The organism is Ventrimonas faecis, from assembly GCF_040096075.1.
Taxonomy (GTDB): domain Bacteria; phylum Bacillota; class Clostridia; order Lachnospirales; family Lachnospiraceae; genus Brotaphodocola; species Brotaphodocola faecis.
Genome location: NZ_JBBMFJ010000014.1, coordinates 36,557 through 57,399 on the forward strand (window position 1 = coordinate 36,557; position 20,843 = coordinate 57,399).

At 50.8% G+C, this 20,843-nt stretch carries 16 protein-coding genes, 1 tRNA gene and 2 pseudogenes; 4 read left to right on the forward strand and 15 right to left on the reverse strand.

The window, feature by feature from the left end:
- Positions 1 to 84: 84 nt before the first annotated feature.
- The 5 genes and pseudogenes from WMO41_RS08020 to nhaC form a co-directional block, all read right to left on the reverse strand.
- Positions 85 to 1,269 (reverse strand): ABC transporter substrate-binding protein, encoded by a 1,185-nt coding sequence (locus tag WMO41_RS08020; protein ID WP_349229312.1) that lies wholly within the window; start codon positions 1,267 to 1,269, stop codon positions 85 to 87.
- 611 nt (positions 1,270 to 1,880) lie between these two features.
- Positions 1,881 to 2,180 (reverse strand): annotated as a pseudogene (locus WMO41_RS08025) (sigma-70 family RNA polymerase sigma factor); the annotation flags it as partial.
- 91 nt (positions 2,181 to 2,271) lie between these two features.
- On the reverse strand, positions 2,272 to 2,784 hold the full coding sequence (locus tag WMO41_RS08030; RefSeq protein ID WP_349229313.1) for a hypothetical protein: 513 nt from the start codon (positions 2,782 to 2,784) through the stop codon (positions 2,272 to 2,274).
- A 2-nt stretch (positions 2,785 to 2,786) separates the two neighbouring features.
- Entirely contained in the window at positions 2,787 to 3,662 is an 876-nt protein-coding gene (locus tag WMO41_RS08035) for an MBL fold metallo-hydrolase (RefSeq protein WP_177291790.1), read from the reverse strand.
- A 17-nt stretch (positions 3,663 to 3,679) separates the two neighbouring features.
- On the reverse strand, positions 3,680 to 5,068 hold the full coding sequence (gene nhaC, locus WMO41_RS08040; protein ID WP_349229314.1) for a Na+/H+ antiporter NhaC: 1,389 nt from the start codon (positions 5,066 to 5,068) through the stop codon (positions 3,680 to 3,682).
- A gap of 435 nt (positions 5,069 to 5,503) precedes the next feature.
- Here nhaC and WMO41_RS08045 point away from each other — a divergent pair, with 435 nt between their 5' ends.
- The 4 genes from WMO41_RS08045 (at position 5,504) to hydF (ending at position 9,549) form a co-directional block, all read left to right on the forward strand.
- The gene (locus tag WMO41_RS08045) at positions 5,504 to 5,755 is read left to right on the forward strand and encodes a TM1266 family iron-only hydrogenase system putative regulator (RefSeq protein ID WP_118529770.1); all 252 of its coding nucleotides are present in this window, start codon (positions 5,504 to 5,506) and stop codon (positions 5,753 to 5,755) included.
- The gene (gene hydE / locus WMO41_RS08050; protein ID WP_349229315.1) at positions 5,752 to 6,795 is read left to right on the forward strand and encodes a [FeFe] hydrogenase H-cluster radical SAM maturase HydE; all 1,044 of its coding nucleotides are present in this window, start codon (positions 5,752 to 5,754) and stop codon (positions 6,793 to 6,795) included. The genes WMO41_RS08045 and hydE overlap by 4 nt, the downstream gene beginning before the upstream one ends.
- A gap of 65 nt (positions 6,796 to 6,860) precedes the next feature.
- Positions 6,861 to 8,315, forward strand: coding sequence for a [FeFe] hydrogenase H-cluster radical SAM maturase HydG (gene hydG, locus WMO41_RS08055; protein ID WP_349229316.1), 1,455 nt, complete (start codon positions 6,861 to 6,863; stop codon positions 8,313 to 8,315).
- A gap of 22 nt (positions 8,316 to 8,337) precedes the next feature.
- Positions 8,338 to 9,549 (forward strand): [FeFe] hydrogenase H-cluster maturation GTPase HydF, encoded by a 1,212-nt coding sequence (gene hydF, locus WMO41_RS08060; RefSeq protein WP_349229317.1) that lies wholly within the window; start codon positions 8,338 to 8,340, stop codon positions 9,547 to 9,549.
- Positions 9,550 to 9,792: 243 nt separating this feature from the next.
- On the opposite strand, the gene hflC is transcribed toward hydF, so the two are convergent.
- The 10 genes and pseudogenes from hflC to WMO41_RS08110 all read right to left on the reverse strand — a co-directional run bounded on the left by hflC (position 9,793) and on the right by WMO41_RS08110 (position 20,830).
- Positions 9,793 to 10,662, reverse strand: coding sequence for an SPFH domain-containing protein (hflC, locus tag WMO41_RS08065; protein ID WP_177291346.1), 870 nt, complete (start codon positions 10,660 to 10,662; stop codon positions 9,793 to 9,795).
- Positions 10,663 to 10,685: 23 nt separating this feature from the next.
- Entirely contained in the window at positions 10,686 to 11,945 is a 1,260-nt protein-coding gene (gene hflK / locus WMO41_RS08070; protein WP_349229318.1) for an FtsH protease activity modulator HflK, read from the reverse strand.
- A gap of 198 nt (positions 11,946 to 12,143) precedes the next feature.
- Positions 12,144 to 12,944: an N-acetylmuramoyl-L-alanine amidase family protein gene (locus WMO41_RS08075; protein ID WP_349229319.1), complete on the reverse strand. Its 801-nt coding sequence runs from the start codon at positions 12,942 to 12,944 to the stop codon at positions 12,144 to 12,146.
- Positions 12,945 to 12,962: 18 nt separating this feature from the next.
- On the reverse strand, positions 12,963 to 14,138 hold the full coding sequence (locus tag WMO41_RS08080; protein WP_349229320.1) for an ABC transporter permease: 1,176 nt from the start codon (positions 14,136 to 14,138) through the stop codon (positions 12,963 to 12,965).
- Positions 14,122 to 14,829 (reverse strand): ATP-binding cassette domain-containing protein, encoded by a 708-nt coding sequence (locus tag WMO41_RS08085; protein ID WP_349229346.1) that lies wholly within the window; start codon positions 14,827 to 14,829, stop codon positions 14,122 to 14,124. The genes WMO41_RS08080 and WMO41_RS08085 overlap by 17 nt, the downstream gene beginning before the upstream one ends.
- A 1-nt stretch (position 14,830) precedes the next feature.
- Positions 14,831 to 16,594, reverse strand: a complete 1,764-nt coding sequence (locus WMO41_RS08090) for an efflux transporter periplasmic adaptor subunit (RefSeq protein ID WP_494338435.1) — start codon at positions 16,592 to 16,594, stop codon at positions 14,831 to 14,833.
- 84 nt (positions 16,595 to 16,678) lie between these two features.
- Positions 16,679 to 17,776 (reverse strand): S-layer homology domain-containing protein, encoded by a 1,098-nt coding sequence (locus WMO41_RS08095; protein WP_349229322.1) that lies wholly within the window; start codon positions 17,774 to 17,776, stop codon positions 16,679 to 16,681.
- Between the two features lie 486 nt (positions 17,777 to 18,262).
- Positions 18,263 to 18,336 (reverse strand) — tRNA-Asp (locus tag WMO41_RS08100).
- 117 nt (positions 18,337 to 18,453) lie between these two features.
- A pseudogene (locus WMO41_RS08105) lies at positions 18,454 to 19,077 on the reverse strand (ATP-binding protein); the annotation flags it as partial.
- Positions 19,078 to 19,342: 265 nt separating this feature from the next.
- Positions 19,343 to 20,830, reverse strand: coding sequence for a glutamate synthase subunit beta (locus WMO41_RS08110; RefSeq protein WP_349229324.1), 1,488 nt, complete (start codon positions 20,828 to 20,830; stop codon positions 19,343 to 19,345).
- Positions 20,831 to 20,843 lie beyond the last annotated feature (13 nt).

The window sequence follows — 20,843 nt, forward strand, 5'->3', positions numbered from 1 at the left end:
ACGAAAACGCCGCGCAGCGCTTCTGCGACGCTGCGCGGCTTCGATTCCTTATGATCGGTTTCTGGTAACTGTCCCGCTTTCGACTTACTCGGTTAAGAATCTGCTTGCATCAGCAGAATCGGTGGAACTTCCCAGTGCCTCGAAGAAGTCCTCCACATACTTGGCGCTGTTTGCCTTGGCATCCTCAAAATCGTAGTCAATGGTATTGTTCATATCAAGACCAAACTCCTCTGCCTCTTTCGGCTGGGTCGCATTCTTAAGTACCAGGAACTGATAAGAACCATTTTCTTTGGCATGATCCACACAATCCGGAGTCAGAGTATACTCAATCCATAATTTTGCTGCATTGGGATGTGCACATCCTTCAAAAATAGCCGTGGCACCGATCTCAAAGGAAGTACCGTCTTCCGGAACCACCAGCTGAATGTTGTCATAGCCCTGCAGGATCTGATAGATTCCGTCATGCAGAAAACCAACACCGATGACACACTCGCCAGGACCTACCATCTTGGACGGACCGGAACCGGACTTGGTATACTGTGCAACATTCTTATCAAGTGCTTTAAAGTATTCCATAGCCTCATCATGACCCTTCATCTGAATCATGGTATTGATAATCAGCTTCGCAGTACCGGCTGTATTAGGGTTGGACAGCATGATCAGACCTTTGTACTCTTCTTTTGTCAGGTCATCCCATGTCTTCGGTGCTTCCAGACCCAGACGCTCCAGCTCTTCCGTATTTACCATAAAGCCAAGGATACCTTTGTAGATACCATACCAGCAGTTGGTAGGATCCTTGTAATCGTCACTGATCAGGTTCTTGGCATTTTCCGCCTCATATGGCATCAGCAGGTTGTCCGCAACTGCCTCGTTGTAAGGATCGGTGGTTCCGCCGAACCAGACATCCGCTGACGGCTTTCCTGCTTCCTCTGATATCTTGGTGTAAACCTCGGAAGTAGAAAGTCTCTGGTATTTTGTCTTGATTCCATACAGCTTCTCAAAGTTCTGACAGGCAGCAGCCAGATATTCTTCCTCACAGGAGCCATACACGGTCAGCTCCCCTTCTGCCTTTGCCGCCTCAATGAGCGCGTCCATACCACCTGCTGCTTCCGATGCCGCTTCTGTCTTCTCCTCAGCCTTTGTCTCCTCCTTGGCTGCCTCAGTCGCCGCCGGAGCTGCTGTGGTCGCAGGAGCCTCTGTCTTGCCGCCGCAGGCCGTCAGACCCATCATCATGGAACATGCCAACAGTAACGCCAGTTTTTTCTTCATAACAAAACCCCTCCTTTTTTCTGATATGTTTAGTATATCAGCAAAAAGAATGGGCAAATACCCAGTTTTCAGTAATATTGTCTGTTTTTCTGAACTGCACTGTCATTTTTTCGTCATTTGTCACAGTGCCATTTCTATCTTACACAGATATAAAACAGATAACCTGTATACATTCCCAGCATCAGAAGTCCCTTGATCCGGCTGATTATAAATCTTGCAGTAATACCGGACATCCTTCTATACATAGATTGGACTATAAATCCTTTGGAGGTATTGTTCCATCAGGAAAAGTCCCGCATTTCATGTGATTGTCCATGATCCGGTTTCAGAACAAGGATGGCAGGAATTAGGCAACCGCATTTCTGATAGTCACTCAGACTTTGTCTCTCGCTACATACAGTCCCTGCCTTGCCCTTCCATACAAAAAATCGAATTATTGGATGCGATAATCACATCACTAAAAAAGGAGCAGGCAAATCTTACTCCGTAGCATGATTCGCCTGCTCATCTTCCATTTCACATCATAATGTGCTGAAATTTCTCCAGTCTGGCTGGTGGTGCATTCCGCATGTAGCGGGAGGTGAATACGATCTTTGGCATATTCAAACTCTTTTTTTCCAAAAACGCATCTGTGATAGGATAGCATTTTCAATGCATTTGGCCGCATAGGTAGCCAGACGGCTTCCCCGGTCCGGATGAAAGGTATTCACCGCCTTGATGAGACCAATCGTTCCCACAGATAACAGATCCTCTGTCTCATAATCGGTGCCCTGATATTTTTTCGCCACATGGGCGACCAGTCTTAAGTTCCGTTCGATCAGGATATCGCGTGCCTCGCGGTCGCCCTCCTGTAAGCGTTCCAGGCAGGCCCGTTCCTCTCCAGGTGTCAAAGGCTTTGGAAATGTCTGCAAAGAAAAAGCCACCCTGAAGCTTTCTTATGATAGTTTATGCTTCGGTGGCTTTTCCAGTGCGCGTCATGCGCGTCCGAGTTTCTATTCTGTTTTAGTTCTGAGAGAAGTACAGGCCGGTGGTGCCGGACTCATCCGGAACTGCTACTAAAACGAGTGTATCGTTCATCTCAGTGAAGAGGCAAGTGTAAGGAAGATCAGCTTCCTGATTGTCAAAGACTACAGAAACACCGTCATCCAGATACTCATAGGTACCTTCCATGGTGCCGCCGCCCTGAACCATCTGGCCCTGTCCGTCTTCGCCAAAGTTGAAATCAAGCTGACCGCCGTACTGCTCTAAGGTCTGATCCAGATCTTCCTGGGTCATCTCTTCTCCCTCGATGTAACCACCGGAAAGTCCCCAGCTTGTGTTGGTCAGATCCGGAGTCTCTACACGAAGGATATCCCAGATGGTAGCGCCCTCTACGTCTACCAGATCCGGTAACTCTTCGGTTTCTGCCTCAGCTGCTTCGGTCTCGACGGTAACCTCTGCCTCGGTCTCCTGGGCTGCTGTTGTGTCAGCAGAAGAATCAGAGCCACCGCAGGCTGACATGGATAACACCATCATAGTTAAAATATATCCAGATCCAGTCCATTCACTGCCGGGCCTTCATATCCGGCATCCTTGATTTCCTGTAAAATAGCTTCGTTTCTGCGGGACATCTCCGCCTCCACATCCACCGTGTTATCCTGAATTTCCATGTGATAAATGCGGTGGTAGGTAACCAGAAGCTTCGGCTGCGCTTTCTGTGCCACCTTCGCCAGATCCACACTTAAGGTATGAACCTCCTGGTGATACTTCTGCCACTTCGGCTCCCTTGCGGAAAGTCCAGCGGTATACTCTACTTCGTGCAGCAGAATGTCACAGCCCTTTGCCTTCTCCGCCACAATTTCCAGCGGAGCGGTATCACCGCTGATGACAATGACCTTGTCCGGCGTCGTGAATTTAAATCCATAGCTTTCCAGGGTTCCGTGGCTGACCGGGAATGCCTCTACCGTGACGCGGTCATCCTGATAAATGATTCCGGCCTGAATCTCTTTTGCTTCTACTTTATAGCCTTCCTCGTTGGCCTTCTCAAAACCGTTGATGCGGAAATCAATATCCACCGCATAGGCTTTCTCAATGTGGTCCGTCATCTCACGGATGCCCTTCGGTCCAAAGACCTTAAGCGGCTCTTTGCGCTCCAGCACCCAGGGGGTGAAGATCAGGTCGGAATAGCCTGCGGTATGGTCGGTATGCAGATGGGTACAGAATGCCACGGTCAGGCGGTCCGGGCGCAGCGCATCGATGCCTTTCTGGTATGCCTTTGCTGCCTGGCGCACCACGCCTGGTCCGAAATCTACAAGATAAGACCGGTCTCCTACTACCACTGCGGTAGACGGGCCGCTGGCATTCGGGCACGCATTCGGAGTGCCCGTGCCGAGAAGTACAAGTTTTGTTTCCATATTATAATACTCCAGTTCTATTTTTCATTTGTTTCCACATGTTTGATGGAAATTCCGCTGAATCCGTAAAAAATGCTGAACAGCGGAGTCAGATACAGCAGGAACAGGTACGGGAAGAACACCGACCAGGCCACGCCCAGGGTGCCCGCCATGTATACACAGTAGCCGTGCCACGGAATCATCGGACCGGACAGGGTTCCTGCGTCCTCCAGCGTTCTGGATAAAATCTCCGGGGCAATCTTTCTTGCCTTGAACAGCGGCTTCATCATATTTCCAGTGAGCACGTGGGACATTGGCTGGGAGCAGCTGATAAGGCTGGTCACATAGCCAACTAAAAGGCTGGCAAGAATCAGGCTTCCGTCACTGTTGATGCGTCCGGTGATGGCATTTAAGATGTTGCCCAGAACGCCCAGGCGGTCTAACATGCCGCCCATGCCGACCGCGAAGCAGATGATGGCCACATACTGCAGCATGCTGCTCATGCCGCCGCGGTTTAAGATGGTCTTTAAGATGGCTTCCTCAATCTGGGTACTGTAACCATTATATGCCACACGGATGATGCTCTGCAGCGTTGCTCCCTGATAAAAGAAGGATACCGCGCCGGCGCAGACTGCGGAAAGTCCCAGGGAAACGATGGCGTTCACCTTGCAGAGCAGCAGCACAATGATCACGATAGCCGGAAGCAGGGTCAGAAAACCAAGCTTAAACTCCCCCTGAAGGGCATCAATGTAAACCAGAAGATTTCCCTCTTCATATGCTCCGGAGGTCTGGCTGATGCCAAGGATGGTAAACAGCGCCAGGCTGATGGCAAAGGTCGGCAGCGTAGTCCACAGCATGGAACGCACATGGTCATTTAACTTCGCTCCCGCTACCGCCGGTGCCAGGTTTGTGGTGTCGGAAAGCGGGCTTAATTTGTCGCCAAACATGGCACCGCAGATGACAGCTCCGGCTACCATGCCCGGATGAATGCCCATGGCATTGCCGATGGCCATCATGGCCACGCCGGCACTGCCCACGGAACCGTAAGAAGTTCCGGTTACCAGGCTTAACACGGCACAGAAAATTAAGGTCAGCGGCAGCAGCCAGGTTGGGTTGATCATCTTTAAGCCGCCTACAATGATGGAAGCGATGGTTCCGCTCTGCAGCCAGGTACCGATCATGACACCGATGGACATTAACAGGCACAAGGTCGGCACAACTACGCGGATGGCGTCGTAGGCACCGCTTACGATATGATCATAATTGATCTTTAACACTTTACAGAACAGGTAGATGATGATCCAGCTCATAAATAAACCAATCATTGGTCCTCCCGTTTTCAGCCGGATGCAGACTGCAACCGATCCGATGATCAGAAGCAGCAGCAAAAGTGACTGCGGCATGTTCAGTTTCTTTTCTTCACCCATAATGGTTTGTTCCCCTCTCTCATGGTCCCCAGGCTGCGCCTTCCGGCACCTTTTTGTCTGTCTTCCATATCTTTTCATCAGTTTAACGCGTTAAACCGCCAAATATTGTTTCATTATACTTAACTTTTCCAAAAAAAGCAAGCATTCCGACAAATTATTTGGGAGAAACTGTCAAAAAAATATCCATTTCTGTTTTAGTGGAAATCTGGCATGTTCTATGGTATGCTATTTTTAATGAGAATCATTTAGCATCCCGACATTAAGGGGAGATATCTCCTGCGTGAAAGGTCCGCTTCTGTCTTCTGTATCCTGCCATGCGCTTTTGCATCTACAGGCTTACGCCTGTGCTGCAGCCTGCCGGATTTCAGATATATGAGCCGTACCTTTCGGGGTGCGGCTTTTGTTTTCTCTGACTATACATCATCAGGAGGATTTATGGAAACACGTGTTGCTGTTATGAGTATCATTGTGGAAAACCCGGATTCCGTGGAAAAGCTGAATGCCATGCTGCACGAGTATGGCCCTTATATCATCGGAAGAATGGGAATTCCTTACCGTCCGAAGCACATCAGCATCGTATCCATCGCCATGGACGCACCGCAGGATACGATCTCCGCTCTGGCCGGAAAACTTGGAAATCTGGACGGAGTCAGCGTCAAGACCGCCTACTCCAATGTGATCGGATGACGGACCTTTTTGACCTCGTCGACCTTCTGGCGGAGCGTCACGCCCTGTCGCACGAAGAATACCGTGCGCTTGTGGAAGGTCAGACACCGGAACTGGCATCCTATGCCGCCAAAAAGGCCGATGCCCTGCGCCGGGAAATCTACGGCACCGATGTCTATGTCCGCGGCCTCATTGAAATCGGAAACTACTGCCGGAATGACTGCATCTACTGCGGCATCCGAAAGTCCAACGCAAACTGTGACCGCTACCAGCTTACCCGGGAACAGATCCTGGAGTGCTGTGAGGAAGGCTGGGGCCTTGGCTTTCGCACCTTTGTACTGCAGGGTGGGGAAGGCATTGTGCCGATTCCGGAAGTCTGTGAACTGGTCCGGGAGATCAAGTCGCGTTACCCGGACTGCGCCGTTACCCTGTCGCTGGGTGAATACTCCCGGGCAGATTACCAGGCCATGTTCGATGCCGGAGCCGACCGCTATCTGCTCCGCCACGAGACCGCCGACAAAGCCCATTATGAAAAGCTGCATCCAGCTTCCATGTCCTTTGACAACCGGATGCACTGCCTGCGGGACTTAAAGGAAATTGGCTACCAGGTGGGCTGCGGTTTCATGGTGGGGTCTCCTTACCAGACGCCGGACTGCCTCGCCACAGACCTGAAATTTATTGAAACCTTTGATCCGGAGATGTGCGGCATTGGCCCGTTCATTCCCCAGAAAGACACTCCCTTTGGAGACCAGACGGCGGGAACCGCGGACCAGACCATCTATCTGCTCTCCCTCATCCGGCTCATCAAACCCAATGTCCTGCTTCCTGCCACTACGGCCCTCGGCACCATCGACCCGCTCGGCAGGGAAAAGGGAATCCAGGCAGGCGCCAATGTCGTCATGCCAAACCTTTCTCCGGTATCCGAACGCAAAAAATACGCGCTCTACGACAACAAAATCTGTACCGGAGACGAGTCGGCCCAGTGCCGCTCCTGCTTAAACCTCCGCATGGAATCCATCGGCTACTCCATCGTCACCGCACGGGGAGACATCAAAAAATAGGTATCTTTACAATCTGACGGAAGGTTGCGTTCTGCTTCCAACCACAAAGAAAGGAAAATCATACTATGGCTATTTACAATCCAAAATCCTTAAAAGCAGAGGAATTCATCAACCACGAGGAGATTCTTGACACCATCCGCTACGCGGAGGAAAACAAACACAACCTGGCCCTGATCGATGAGATTCTGGCAAAGGCAAGACCGGTCAAAAGCGCTGACGGCACCCAGACCCACTGTGCCGGACTCTCCCACCGGGATGCATCGGTTCTTCTGGCCTGCGACATTCCGGAAAAAGTTGCGGAAATGTACGAGCTGGCCGAGGAGATCAAACAGGCCTTCTACGGCAACCGCATTGTCATGTTTGCCCCGCTCTATCTCTCCAACTACTGCGTCAATGGATGCGTGTACTGTCCTTACCACATGAAGAACAAACATATTGCCCGCATCAAGCTGAGTCAGGAGGAGATCAAACGCGAGGTCATTGCCCTGCAGGATATGGGCCATAAGCGTCTGGCCATTGAAGCCGGGGAGGATCCGGTCAACAACCCCATCGAGTACATTCTGGAATCCATCAAAACGATCTATTCCATCCACCATAAAAACGGTGACATCCGCCGCGTGAACGTCAACATTGCCGCGACTACCGTGGAGAACTACCGCAAATTAAAGGAAGCCGGCATCGGCACCTACATCCTGTTTCAGGAGACCTACAACAAAAAGAGTTATCTGGAGCTGCATCCAACCGGCCCGAAGCACGACTACGACTACCACACCGAGGCCATGGACCGCGCCATGGAAGGCGGTATTGACGATGTGGGACTGGGCGTTTTATTCGGTCTGGAAGGTTACCAGTATGAGTTTGCCGGACTCATGATGCATGCGGAGCATCTGGAAGCGGTTCACGGCGTTGGCCCACACACCATCAGCGTTCCCCGCGTAAAGCATGCCGATGACATCGATCCTGACGCCTTTGACAACGGCCTGGCCGATGATATCTTCGAGAAGATCGCAGCCTGCATCCGCATTGCCGTTCCGTATACTGGCATGATCATCTCCACCCGGGAAAGCCAGGAAGTCCGTGAGAAAATGCTGCAGCTTGGTGTTTCCCAGATCAGCGGCGCTTCCAGAACCTCTGTGGGCGGCTACTGTGAGGAGGAGCGCCCTCATGATTCCGAGCAGTTCGATGTCTCCGACCAGCGCTCCCTAGACGAGGTGGTGGACTGGCTGATGCAGCTGGGCTTCATTCCATCCTTCTGTACCGCATGCTACCGGGAGGGCCGCACCGGCGACCGCTTCATGAGCCTGTGCAAGAACGGCCAGATCTTAAACTGCTGCCATCCGAACGCCCTGATGACCCTGACCGAATATCTGGTAGATTACGCCAGCGAGGAAACAAAAAAGCACGGATTTGAACTGATTGAAAAAGAGCTTGAGAAAATTCCGAAGGAAAAGGTGCGTGAGATCGCGCGGAAGAATATTGAAGATATCAAGGCTTCCAACCGACGGGATTTCCGGTTCTGAATTAAGAAAAGAGGACACAACTATGGGACTGAATGATAAAGTATCCGCCGAGCGGGTTCACATTGGCTTCTTCGGCCTGCGAAACGCTGGAAAATCCAGTGTGGTAAACGCTGTGACCGGCCAGAGTTTATCCCTGGTCTCGGAAACCAAGGGAACCACCACCGACCCGGTGCAGAAGGCCATGGAGCTTCTTCCCATCGGCCCGGTGGTCGTCATCGACACCCCGGGAATTGACGATGTGGGAACCCTGGGCGAAATGCGCGTAAAGCGCGCCCTGCAGGTTCTGGACAAAACCGACATTGCCATCCTGGTTGTAGATGTAGAAAAGGGACTGCAGCAGGCCGACCAGGAGCTGTTAACACTTTTTGACGAAAAGAAAATTCCGCACATTACCGTATACAACAAATCCGATCTTCTCTCCGCTCCCCTTTCTCTGAAAGCGGACGAGATCTGCGTCAGCGCAAAGGACGGTGTTCAGATTTATGAACTCAAGGAACGGATTGGCGCGCTGGCGAAAGCTGCCTCCGCCGAAGCGAATGAAAAACGCATTGTGGCCGATCTGATCCAGCCGGAGGATGTGGTGGTTCTTGTGGTTCCCATTGACTCCGCTGCACCGAAGGGTCGTCTGATCCTGCCCCAACAGCAGACCATCCGCGATGTGCTGGAATCCGGCGCCATCTCCGTGGTCGCAAGGGAAACCGAACTGCCCCAGACCCTGCAGGCTCTTGGAAAGAAACCGGCCCTGGTCATCACGGATTCCCAGGCCTTCAAAAAAGTAAACGCCGACACCCCGGCGGATATTCCACTCACCTCCTTCTCCATCCTCTTTGCCCGCTACAAGGGAGATTTAAAGGAAGCAGTGCACGGTGCCGCCCAGCTTGACAAGCTGCAGGAAGGTGACACCGTTCTGATTTCCGAAGGCTGCACCCACCACCGCCAGTGCGGTGATATCGGAACCGTGAAGCTTCCAAACTGGATCCGGAACTATACCGGAAAAAAGTTAAACTTCGAGTTCACCTCTGGCGGAGAATTCCCGGAGGATCTGTCCTTCTATGCACTGGTGGTGCACTGCGGCGGATGTATGTTAAATGAACGGGAAATGAAGGCGCGGATTGCAAGAGCTGTCGCACAGAACGTGCCGATTACCAATTATGGGATCTGCATCGCGCAGGTGCATGGGATCCTGAAGAGATCGGTGGAGCTGTTCCCCGATATTATAACCGAATTACAATAAAAATCAGGGAACGGAACTGATAAAGGTCCGGAAGTGAAAGAGACCGCTCTCCTTTATTTTCACATATCGTTGTTTGCTTGCTTTCGCTGACACGCGTTCGCCTGTGTCGGATTGACATCCGCCACATTCGGACGTGTGTGCTCAAGATGCAAACAACTTGATATGCTGAAAATACCGGAGGGCGGTCTCATTCACTTCCTGCTGTATTGGCACCGCTGCGGGATGAATAAAAAGTAGCCAAATTTAGTATCCGTAGAACACCTGCGTGATCGGGGAACTTTTATCCAGGATCAGGGTGTTGTTTCCGTTTTTTAAGGATGCTTTTGCTGCATCGAGGGAGCGGACGAAATTGTAGAAATCTGCCTTGCTGGTATCGTTGTAGGCGTTGGATAAAATCTGCATGTACTGGGCTTCGCCTTCGGCTTTAATCTTCTCAGCCTCGGCATTGGCCTCGGACTTCATGACGGAGACTTCCTTTGTGGTATCATTTTTGATCTTCTGGGCTGAGGAATTACCCTGGGCCGTGTAGGATGCCGCGATGTTGTTGCGCTCGGAAATCATGCGGTCGTATACGGACTGTTTGTTGTCGTCCGGCATATCCAGGGACTTGGTCTCCACGGCCAGTACCTCAATGCCGTATCCATCCAGAGAACCACCGATATTATCCTTGATATCCTCTGCCAGCTTGCCATCACGATTCTCGATGATTTCTGTCTGATCCATATTGGAAATGACAGACTTCATAGAAGAAAAGACCGATGCCGCGATGCGGGACTGAGCCTGGGCTACCTGACCGTTTAAATGGCGGGTGAACAAAACCGGGTCTGAAATCTTCCAAAGCACAAAGGCATCTGCGATCATACTCTTTTTATCTTTGGTGATGACATCCGACTTCGGAATATCGTAAATCTGAAGTGCTTTCGGAATCGGCGCGCTGGTCTGTACAAACGGGATCTTTACGGAAACTCCAGGAGTCTCCACTACGCGGACAATCTCACCGAACTGGCGCACGATCATATATTCATCCGGGTAGGTAATGACCAGGGAATTTCCTAAAACAAACAATGCTGCAATGAGAATCAGGCCGCTGAAGGCTTTTGCTATTTTTTTCATGACGAACTTCCTCCTTCCGTGTCCTACTGCGCATTCGCAGAACCAGTATCTCCGGCCTGACCGGCGCTTCTGCTGCCCGTCTGGCTACTGTCTGCTTTTGCACTGCTGTTTTCAGTTCCCGATGCTTCGCTTCCATTACTTGCTGCTCCACTGCCTGCAGACTGCATTGCAGAAGTGAAGCTGTCAAGGGGCAGCATCTTCTGGGTGCCGCTCTCATCCACAATGTAAACCTTCATGGACGGAAGCACATCCTCCATGGTCTCGTAGAACATACGCTGCTTTGTAATGAGCGGGTACTTGCTGTACTCCGTGTACATCTGTTCAAAACGAGCTACCTGACCCTGGGCCTCGTTGATGCGGGCTTCCTTTTCTGCCTCCGCATTCTTGATGATCTGGTCGCACTCGGCTTCCGCCTGCGGAATCTTCTCATTGCGGTCCTTGTTGGCGTTGTTGATGGCCGTCTCTTTGCCCTGCTTTGCGTTCTCAACATTTTTGAATGCGCTCAGGACTTCCTCTGTCGGCGGGAACGCGTCCTGAATCGTGATGTTTACCACAGAAAGACCAATGTCTTCCGCGATCATGCGGTTGGTCAGCTTCTCTTTGATTTCGGACTGGATCAGAGCTTTTCCGGTGGTAATAACATCATCTACATTGTAAATGCCAACGGTATCACGAATATAAGACTGGGCCAGCATTTTCAGGGTAGCCTCCGGGTCCGAAGACGCGTACAGATATTTCACCGGATCATTGACCATATATTCCAGATAAAAGTCGGTGTTAACAAAGTTGAAATCCTTGGTGATCATAATGGATTCCTCATCCACGGATTCTCCGGTCTCCTGCACATAGCCGATCGGCATTCCTTTAATGCCCTTGGAAACCATGGTCACGCTCTGGATAAACGGAATCTTGAAATGCAGTCCCGCCTGGGACTCTGCCTGGGGACTTCCAAGTGTCGTCACCACCGCATAGTTTTCCTCGTCCAGGACATAGTAGCTGTTAATGCCAATCATAGCCAGCGCTACCACCGCAGCAGCCACCCCGGTATTGCGGAACAGGCGAAGTTTTTTCTTTTTATTCTTTACCGGATTGCCGTCCGAATCAAACCGCTCCGGTTCATGATTCTGCGAACCGCCTGCATTGCTATTTTGCCGGTTCTGGTTTGCACCCCCGGACTGTTGGTTCTGCCACTGGTTCTTCTGCTGCTTCTGTCTCAGCTGTTCTTCCATCTGCCTGCGCAGAAAATCAAACGGATCCTGACCCCCAAATGGATTCTGGTTCATGAAATACCCCCTCGCGTTGTATCAGTTCTGTATTAGAATGATGATTTTTCTTGCCAGTTTCTTAACAAGTATAGCATAGAATCTTTATTCTGGATAGTTCTTATAATTTTCGTTTACTTCATGAAGTCAGCAGAAAACAGAAAAAGTCCAGGACTTTCAAAAATCCCAGACTTTCTATCTACAGCAATTCTATATCACTTACTCCTCTTTTTTTACGGCATCTTCTACCCACACACCACTTTCATCCATATAATAATATTTCCCAGGCTCGGTCATGACCCATCCAGTCTGTATCACGCCGCTTTTATCGGCGTAGTACCAGTTGTCGTTCCAGACGAACCAGCCGGTAGCCATTTCACCGTTTTCCCCCAGGTAATAGCGTTTTCCGTCACGCTCCTGCCAGCCGGTGAGACGATAGCCCTGGTCATCCAGCAGATACCAGTTGGCTTCAATGCGCTGCCAGCCTGCGCCGGGATAACTGCCGTCTTCTAACTGATAACGGCTTCCTTCCAGATAGTTGCGCCACTTGCCATCGGTGTAGCCAATTACCTGCGCCGCACGGTAATCCGCGTCCGGGGAACCAATCCAGGAGCCGGCTTTTACGTAGGCCTGTTCGCTGACTTTTGGGGTGGCCCGCACCACGAAGAAGTAGGTGTGCAGATCATCCATGTAGGCGCTGAAATCACAGGAGGTCTCTCCGGTACGCTTTGTCATAACGCACTCGGCTCCTTCCATGCTTTCATCATCGAAATCCACCTTACGCCAGTTGTCTTCGTCCCGGTCCACGCTGTCTGCTATGTAAAGTTTCACCTGATACTCATGAGCCTTTGAAACAGAGGACCACTTGCCGGTGGTGTCCGTCTCCCACCAGACATGAGCCGGAGTGCCAAGGTATACCGTCTCTACGGCTTTGTCGGATGCGTAGGACGGAAACTGTGGAACAGCGGCCAGAAGAACAGCGGCGGCAGCCACAATCCATTGTTTTAAAACTTTTTTCATGCATTCACGCTCCTTCCTCTACTCACTCCGCAGCGCATCGATCGGGTTCAGCTTTGCCGCACGGCTTGCAGGCATATATCCAAACAACAGACCAATTCCAACCGACACACTGAAAGACACGATCACGGCCATCGGGGTTGGCGTCGCGTTTAACCCGGCCAGTGCTCCAATGGTGGAGGTGGCAATACTTCCCAGCAGAATTCCGATCACGCCTCCCAGGGAACTGGTCACCGCCGCTTCGATAACAAACTGCTGCATGATGACGCTCCGCTTGGCGCCCAACGCCTTGCGAATACCGATTTCTCTGGTTCGTTCCGTTACAGACACCAGCATGATATTCATAACGCCCACGCCTGCCACCAACAGGGAGATTCCGGCAATACCACCCAGTCCTGCCGATACCATGGCGATCATGCTGTTTAAGGAATCCAGCATCTCACTCATGGCAGTGACCGTATACAGGTCTTCATTCTTGAATTTCTCATATAAAAAATCTTCAATCAGAGTTTTTCCTTCCGTTGCCGCAGACAAGTCACGGATCGTAAAGGTGTAGTTATTGATGTTAGCGTTGCGTGCCATCTTGACCGCGCAGCTATATGGCATAAACAGAAAATCATCGGTACCGCCCTCTTCCAGATCATCATCCTGCTGTTCCACCACGCCGACGATCTGGAACGCGTATCCGTTTACCTTGATGGTCTCGCCGTAGGCTTTCTCCGCACTTCCGTATAACTCATTTGCCACGTAGGCACCGATCACGCAGACCTTATGCCGTGCCGTGATGTCGGCGTACTGGACATTGCGCCCGTAGGCCAGCATCCAGTCTTTGACGCCGAGATAGTCTTCGCTTACACCACTCACCGAAGTGGAAGTCATGGAATCTGTTCCGTTTTTCACGATAGCGCTGATACTGACCATGGGCGTCATATGATCAAAGCTCTCCGTATTTTCATCGTAAAATGCATACATCTCATCCACCGACACCGACCGGGACGGAAGATTGACCATGTTGACCGTGATCTGGTTGGTGCCAAGGCTGGCAAAGCTTTCGGTCATGTAGGACATATAGGCATTTACCAGACTCACCAGGATGATGACCGAAGCCACGCCAATGATGATGCCCAGCATCGTCAGAAAGGAGCGCATCTTGTTACTCCAGATACTCTTGATGGCCAGCTTAAATGATTGCAGCATAGTCTTTCACATCTCCGTTAAAATTAATCTTTCCATCGTGGATCCGCACCACATGCTTTGCCTCCAGGGCAATGGAATTATCGTGGGTAATCATGACAATGGTATTTCCTTCTTCATTGAGTTCCTTCAGAAAATTCAGTACCTCGCGGCTGGTTTTTGAGTCCAGCGCACCGGTGGGTTCGTCCGCCAGGATCAGAGATGGGTCTCCCGCCAGCGCCCGGGCAATGGATACTCGCTGCTGCTGGCCGCCAGAAAGCTGATTCGGCATATTCTTCCATTTGTCCGCCAGTCCGACCCGCTCCAGGGATCGCATGGCGCGCTCCTTCCGTTCCTCTGCCGGAACCTTTGCATACAGAAGCGGAAGCTCCACATTCTCCAGAAGGTTCGACTTTGGAAGAAGGTTGTACTGCTGGAAAATGAAGCCGATCATCCGGTTGCGGATGTCTGCCAGCTGGTCATCGCTCATCTGGTCCACATCCTCGCCTCCCAGCAGATAACTGCCGGAGGTGGGCACATCCAGCGCGCCGATGATGTTCATGAGGGTGGATTTTCCGCTTCCGGACTTTCCTACAATTGCCACAAATTCGCCGCGGTTGATGGTGAGGGAGATGCCGTCGTTGGCGCGGACTTCCTCATCACCCATATGATATATTTTGTAAATGTCTTTTAATTCGATCAGAGGTTCTGCCATCTTACATACCTCCACCGCGGTTGCCGCCTCCACCGTTTCCGCCATTGCCTCCCGGCCCACCGTTTCCGCCGCCAGGGCCGCCGCCCATTCCATCAGGGCCGCCCATTCCGCCCATCTGGAACATATCGGTGCTGGTATTAGAAGAGGAATCTACATAAACTTCATCGCCCTCAGAAAGACCACTTGTAATCTGCACGTAATCATCGTTGCTAATGCCGGTCTCTACTTCTACTGCCTTAAATCCGGCCGGTACATTGCCCTGCTGCTCGGTCACACTGTCATCCTTCACATATACACGGTTGCCCCGCATCAGGGAATCCACCGGAATCATCAGCGCATTGTCCACCTGGTCCAGAATGATGGTTCCGTCCACGTTCATGCCCGGAAGCAGATCGTCCACCTCATCCAAAGTTACAGTGACTGGATAGTTGGTGACCCGATTGGACTGGGAGCTCTGCAAGCTGATGTTAGTGACTTTACCTGTAAAAGTTTTTCCTTCAATGGCGTCCGCCGTGACATTGACTGTCTGCCCCACCTGCACGCGGCCTACATCCAGCTCATCCACGGACATTTCAAAGGTCACCTCCGACAAATCGTAGATAACTGCCAGCGTTGAAGTGGAGCTGCTGGAGCTTCGGTCAATCTTATCTCCCGCTTTCACGCTCTTTGTGATCACCTGACCGGAAATCGGCGCGGTAATGGTGTAGTTATCATAGGTTTCCTGTTTATTGTCCGCATTGCTCTGGGCCGACTCGATTTTCTCCTGAGCCTGGTCCACCGCGTCCTGATAGGAATCCAGAATATCTTCCACATCCTTACTCTTAATACGGAACAGCGGGGTACCAGAAGTCACATAGTCTCCCTCATGCACCAGAAGCTCCTCTACCTCCAGACTGCCGTTTCCAGTTACAGAAGCCTTCATGGTAGTATCCGTCATAGCCTCAAAACTTCCTTCACTGCAGCAGGCAAACTCGCCAATCGTGGCGGCAGCGCTGTGGGATGTAGTAAGACCACCCGGATTTGCCACCTCCATGGTAACGTAACGGACAATACGGCCACCATCCAGCACCTCATCCATATTGCTAACCGCCGTAACCAAGCCGGAAAGTTGTTCTTCCGTATCCGTCAGTGTAACCACGGCCTGGCTGCCCACTGGAATGGATGCAGCCTCCCCTGCCAGAAACGGCACTTTGAGTTTCATGGTCTGGTCATTGTAAAGTTCTGCCAGATCTGTGTTAGAGCTCACCTTGTCTCCCACCTGGATATTTAATTTTTTGATAAAGCCAGTACGGGTAGACTTATAAGTATTGCCGCTGTAATCACTGACCGCTTCCTGGTAATCCTCCAAAGCCTGCTGATAGCTCTTATTGGCACGAGTCAGAGAATTTTCCGAAGATTTCAGATCGGACTCTACAGAAGAAGCATCAATCTGGTAAAGTACCTGCCCCGCCGTCACCTGATCGCCCTCTTCAAAATCCGCCGTCAGCACTGTTCCCTCCACCAGAGATGTAATGGTATAAGTGTCTTTTGGAGAAATAGTGCCAGATGAAGTCAATTCTGAAGTCAAGGTTCCTACGGTTGCCGTAGCAGTTTTCTGCTCTCCTGCTTTTGAACTGGCCATTTTAGCTTTAGCGCTGTGATTGTGCCAGAACAGGCCGCCTGCAAGAACCGCCACACCTGCTGCAATCAACAGCACACGTTTCTTTCCGCCCTTGTTTTTGCGCCGTTTTCCGGTTTTTCCTGCTGCATTTCCCAGTCCGGTCATTCCGCCGTTTCCGTTTTCACTCCCTGCCTCGGAATGTGTCTTTCTAAATTTTGCTGATAATGTTCCAAACATGTCCGGCCTCCCTTAATCTTCCACATAGTCCACAACGGTATAGGTCGCGTCACCATTGGAGTTCTCGCTCTTTTCACAGATCAGCGTTACCCGGTCACCTACACGGATGGAGCCGTAAACAGAAAACGCAAACTGCATCTCGGAACTGCTCAGCTTGTATTCCTGCCCGTCATCCAGGGTGATAGAGGTCGGCGTCATGACATCGCTGGAGCTGTAATAAATGTTCTCCACCGTTCCGCGCACGGCACAACGGCCGGATTGCACATCTTCATCCGCAATGTAGGCCCAGATGGTTTTTGCGGTCTGATTGTAATAAATCACCACATAACTGCTGGAAACATAGCTTTTTAATGCCTCATAGCTGGAGGCATCGCCGTTTACAAAAATGCTGGCCTCCTGCACATTGAACGGAACATAATTGCCGATCTGGGAGCCCTTGGTCACAAGCTTTGGTCCCTTAAGATTGGTATCCGCAAGTCCCAGCGGATTCACCTCTCCATCAGAATTCAATTCACATCCAAGCACAGTCGCATAGGCTTTTCCGGTAGTTTTGGAGTCGGTCTTTAACAGGTTATAAAACAGGTTGATGCAATCTGAACGGTTTAGTACCTCGTTTGGCTGCCTGTCCAGATTTTCATTCAACTCCAAGGCATAAAATTTTGCCATACGTGCACTGGAAAGGCTGCTGCCAAAATCCTCGCTGGTGTAACCAAGAAGTGCCAGAATTCCCCGCGCCGCCTCCTGCAGCGTAATGGACTGCTCCGGCTTATATAAGCCGCCCAGATAACCAGTCACCCAGTTCTGTTCTGCCGCAATGCGGATACTGGACGCGTACTGGGCCGTGGCTGGGACATCGGCATAAACCGACACGCTACTGGTGGTGGGAAGAAAATCCCGGTAGGTGGATGCCTTTACCAGCATATTGGCAAACTCTGCCCGGGTCACCGGATCATTCAGGCCGGTGCTGGTGTTGTTCATAATGCCGGCAATGCCGACTACCTTCCTCCGGTAATCTATATTATTATCCGCCGCAAACGCAGTCATGTTCGGCAAAACTGCCATGCCAAACGACACACCCGCCATCACAGCCGCAAGCTCTCTCATCCTCATAATGTGCTCCTCTCTGAATCATTTTCAGTCTTTTCGCTTTTATAAACATATCAGGCGAATGTGTTCATTTTGTGAGGAAAGAATGGGAAGTTTGTGAGAAAATTCGTAACTGTTCAGTACCTTCACAGTCACGAGCAAAAATCCATTGAAAATTGCCTGCGGCAATGGGATTTTTGCTTGCCAGCTCATGTTTTCTTACGGTCAGCGCAGCAAGTGCGCAGACCTATTGAACAGTTACGAAAATTCAAAATTTGAAACATAGCTCCGGAAGTGAATGAGCCCGCCTCCCTCTATTTTCACATATCGTTGTTTGCTTGCTCTCACAACATGCGTTCGCCTGCATCGGACTTCATCCGCTGCATTCGGACACGTGTGTTCAAAAGGCAAACAACCTGATATGCTGAAAATACCGGGAGACGGGCTCATTCACTTCCTGCTTTACTGATAAAAAAAAGAAGCCTGCTACCAGACTTCTTTTATATATAGCGACCCGGATGGGGTTCGAACCCACGACCTCCGCCGTGACAGGGCGGCGCTCTAACCAGCTGAGCCACCAGGCCATTTTATAAATTGTTTGTATTGCTCATGCAATAACAACATTATATAAGATGACCTGGTTCCTGTCAAGCGGATTTTTATTTTATTTGTCCCTATTCGCAACAAGAGTTTACATTGTATTATTTTTCAAGAATTTGCGGGTCAAGAAGGAAATCATAGATATTCACGGTCAAAATACCATAGTTATCATAGTACGGCTGCACAATATCTTTTGTAATAACAATCTTCTTGAAAGAATCATCTATCTTTCTGAATGGTCTGATTTCCTGAGTACGTTTTGCTTCATCAGGTAATGAATACGCTGACTGGATATAATATCTGGATGAAGCAAGATTGCATACAAAGTCAACTTCCAGCTGTTTACGGGTTACCTTTCCTTCTTGATCTTTCTCCGCAATGGTAACAACACCAACATCCACGCTGTATCCACGCATACGCAATTCGTTATAAATCACGTTCTCCATGGAATGTGTCTGCTCAAACTGACGGAAATTGATTCTTGCATTACGAAGCCCAAGATCAGAGAAATAGTATTTCTTTGGAGTTTCAATATATGCCTTACCCTTGATGTCATATCTCTGTGCTGATTCAATCAGGAAAGAATCCTCAAAGCAATCCAGATATTTCTTGATCGTTTTTGAAGTGATTTTAGATTTTTTTACAGTCTTAAAGGTATTCTTTAACTTCTCAGGATTGGTCAGAGAACCAATAGCAGAGGAAAGGATATTCAGCAAGTCTTCCAGTATATGTATAGCCGGTTTTAGGGAAGATTTTTGCAACTTAACACAGTTTTCTGTTCTAAAACCTATTATATGCTTCAATCAGGATATTATCCCTGTATTCTCTCATTGCTTTATTCTGTTTTAATTTATGGAATGGTGCTCCGAAGACCGCATCCACGCCATGATGCCAAACCAGCTCCCGCCGGAAATCCAGAAAATTTATGACCACGCCCACGAAGAAGAAGAGGACTGATTGCGAGATCAGTCCTCTTCTTCATTGTCGGCTTTACGCCAGATTCGTATACCCCATCAGATACTTATCCACTTCTTTTGCCACATCGCGGCCTTCGTGGATCGCCCATACCACCAGGGACTGTCCTCTGTGCATATCACCTGCGGTGAAGACTTTCTCTACGTTGGTGGCATATTTTCCGGCCTCGGTAGCCACATTGGTGCGGACATTTAACTCCACGCCGAATGCGTCTGCCACGTAAGCCTGGGCGCCCAAAAATCCTGCGGCGATCAGCACCAGGTCTGCCGGTACTTCCTTCTCGGAACCTTCCACCGGCACCATGGACATGCGTCCGGTCTCCGGATTCTTCTCCGCTTTCAGGCTGATGAGGATGGCCTTTACCAGCTTTCCGCTCTCATCCTTCACAAACTCCTTCACAGTCGTCTGATAGATACGCGGGTCGTGGCCGAACACGGCAATGGCCTCTTCCTGGCCGTAGTCGGTCTTTAAGATGCGGGGCCACTCCGGCCAGCTGTTGTTTTCCGTGCGCTTTTCTGGAAGCTTCGGCATCATCTCCAGCTGGGTCACGGACGCGCAGCCATGACGGATGGCGGTGCCGACACAGTCGTTTCCGGTATCACCGCCGCCGATGACGATGACATGCTTATCCTTCGCGGAAATGTAATTTCCATCCTCCAGATTGGAGTTTAACAGGCTCTTTGTGGTGGATTTTAAGAAATCAACCGCAAAGTAAATACCCTCTGCATCCCGGCCCGGCACGTTGATGTCCCGCGGGTTGGATGCGCCACAGGCCAGAACTACGCTGTCAAATTCCTTTAACAGCTTTGCAGCCTTATAATTCTTTCCGACATTGGCGCCGGTCACAAAGGTCACGCCCTCTTCTTTCATGACATTGATCTTTCGGTCAATGATCTGCTTTTCCAGCTTCATATTCGGGATGCCGTACATCAGAAGGCCGCCCACGCGGTCCTCCCGCTCAAACACCGTCACATTGTGGCCGCGCTTGTTTAACTGGTCTGCCGCAGCCAGGCCGGACGGACCGGAACCGATGACTGCGATCTTTTTATCGGTACGCAGCTTCGGCGGTCTCGGACCTGCTGCTCCTGTCTCGTACGCCTTCTCAATGATGGCATGCTCGTTTTCTTTAATGCTGACCGGATCTCCGTTCAGGCCGCAGGTGCAGGCTGCCTCGCACGGAGCCGGGCACACACGGCTGGTAAACTCCGGAAAACTGTTGGTCTTTTTCAGGCGGTTATAGGCCTGTCCCCAGTTTCCGGTATAAACCAGGTCATTCCACTCCGGAACCAGGTTATGGAGCGGGCAGCCGGATACCATGCCGTTCATCATCATGCCGGACTGGCAGAAGGGGACGCCGCACTCCATGCAGCGTGCGCCCTGTTTCCTTTGCTGCGCCTCCGTCAAAGGAGTGTGGAACTCATTGAAGTTTTTGATGCGCTCCAGTGGTGCAGCCGCCTTGCCGTTTACTCTGTCATATTCTAAAAATCCTGTTGGCTTTCCCATCGTCCTCTCCTCC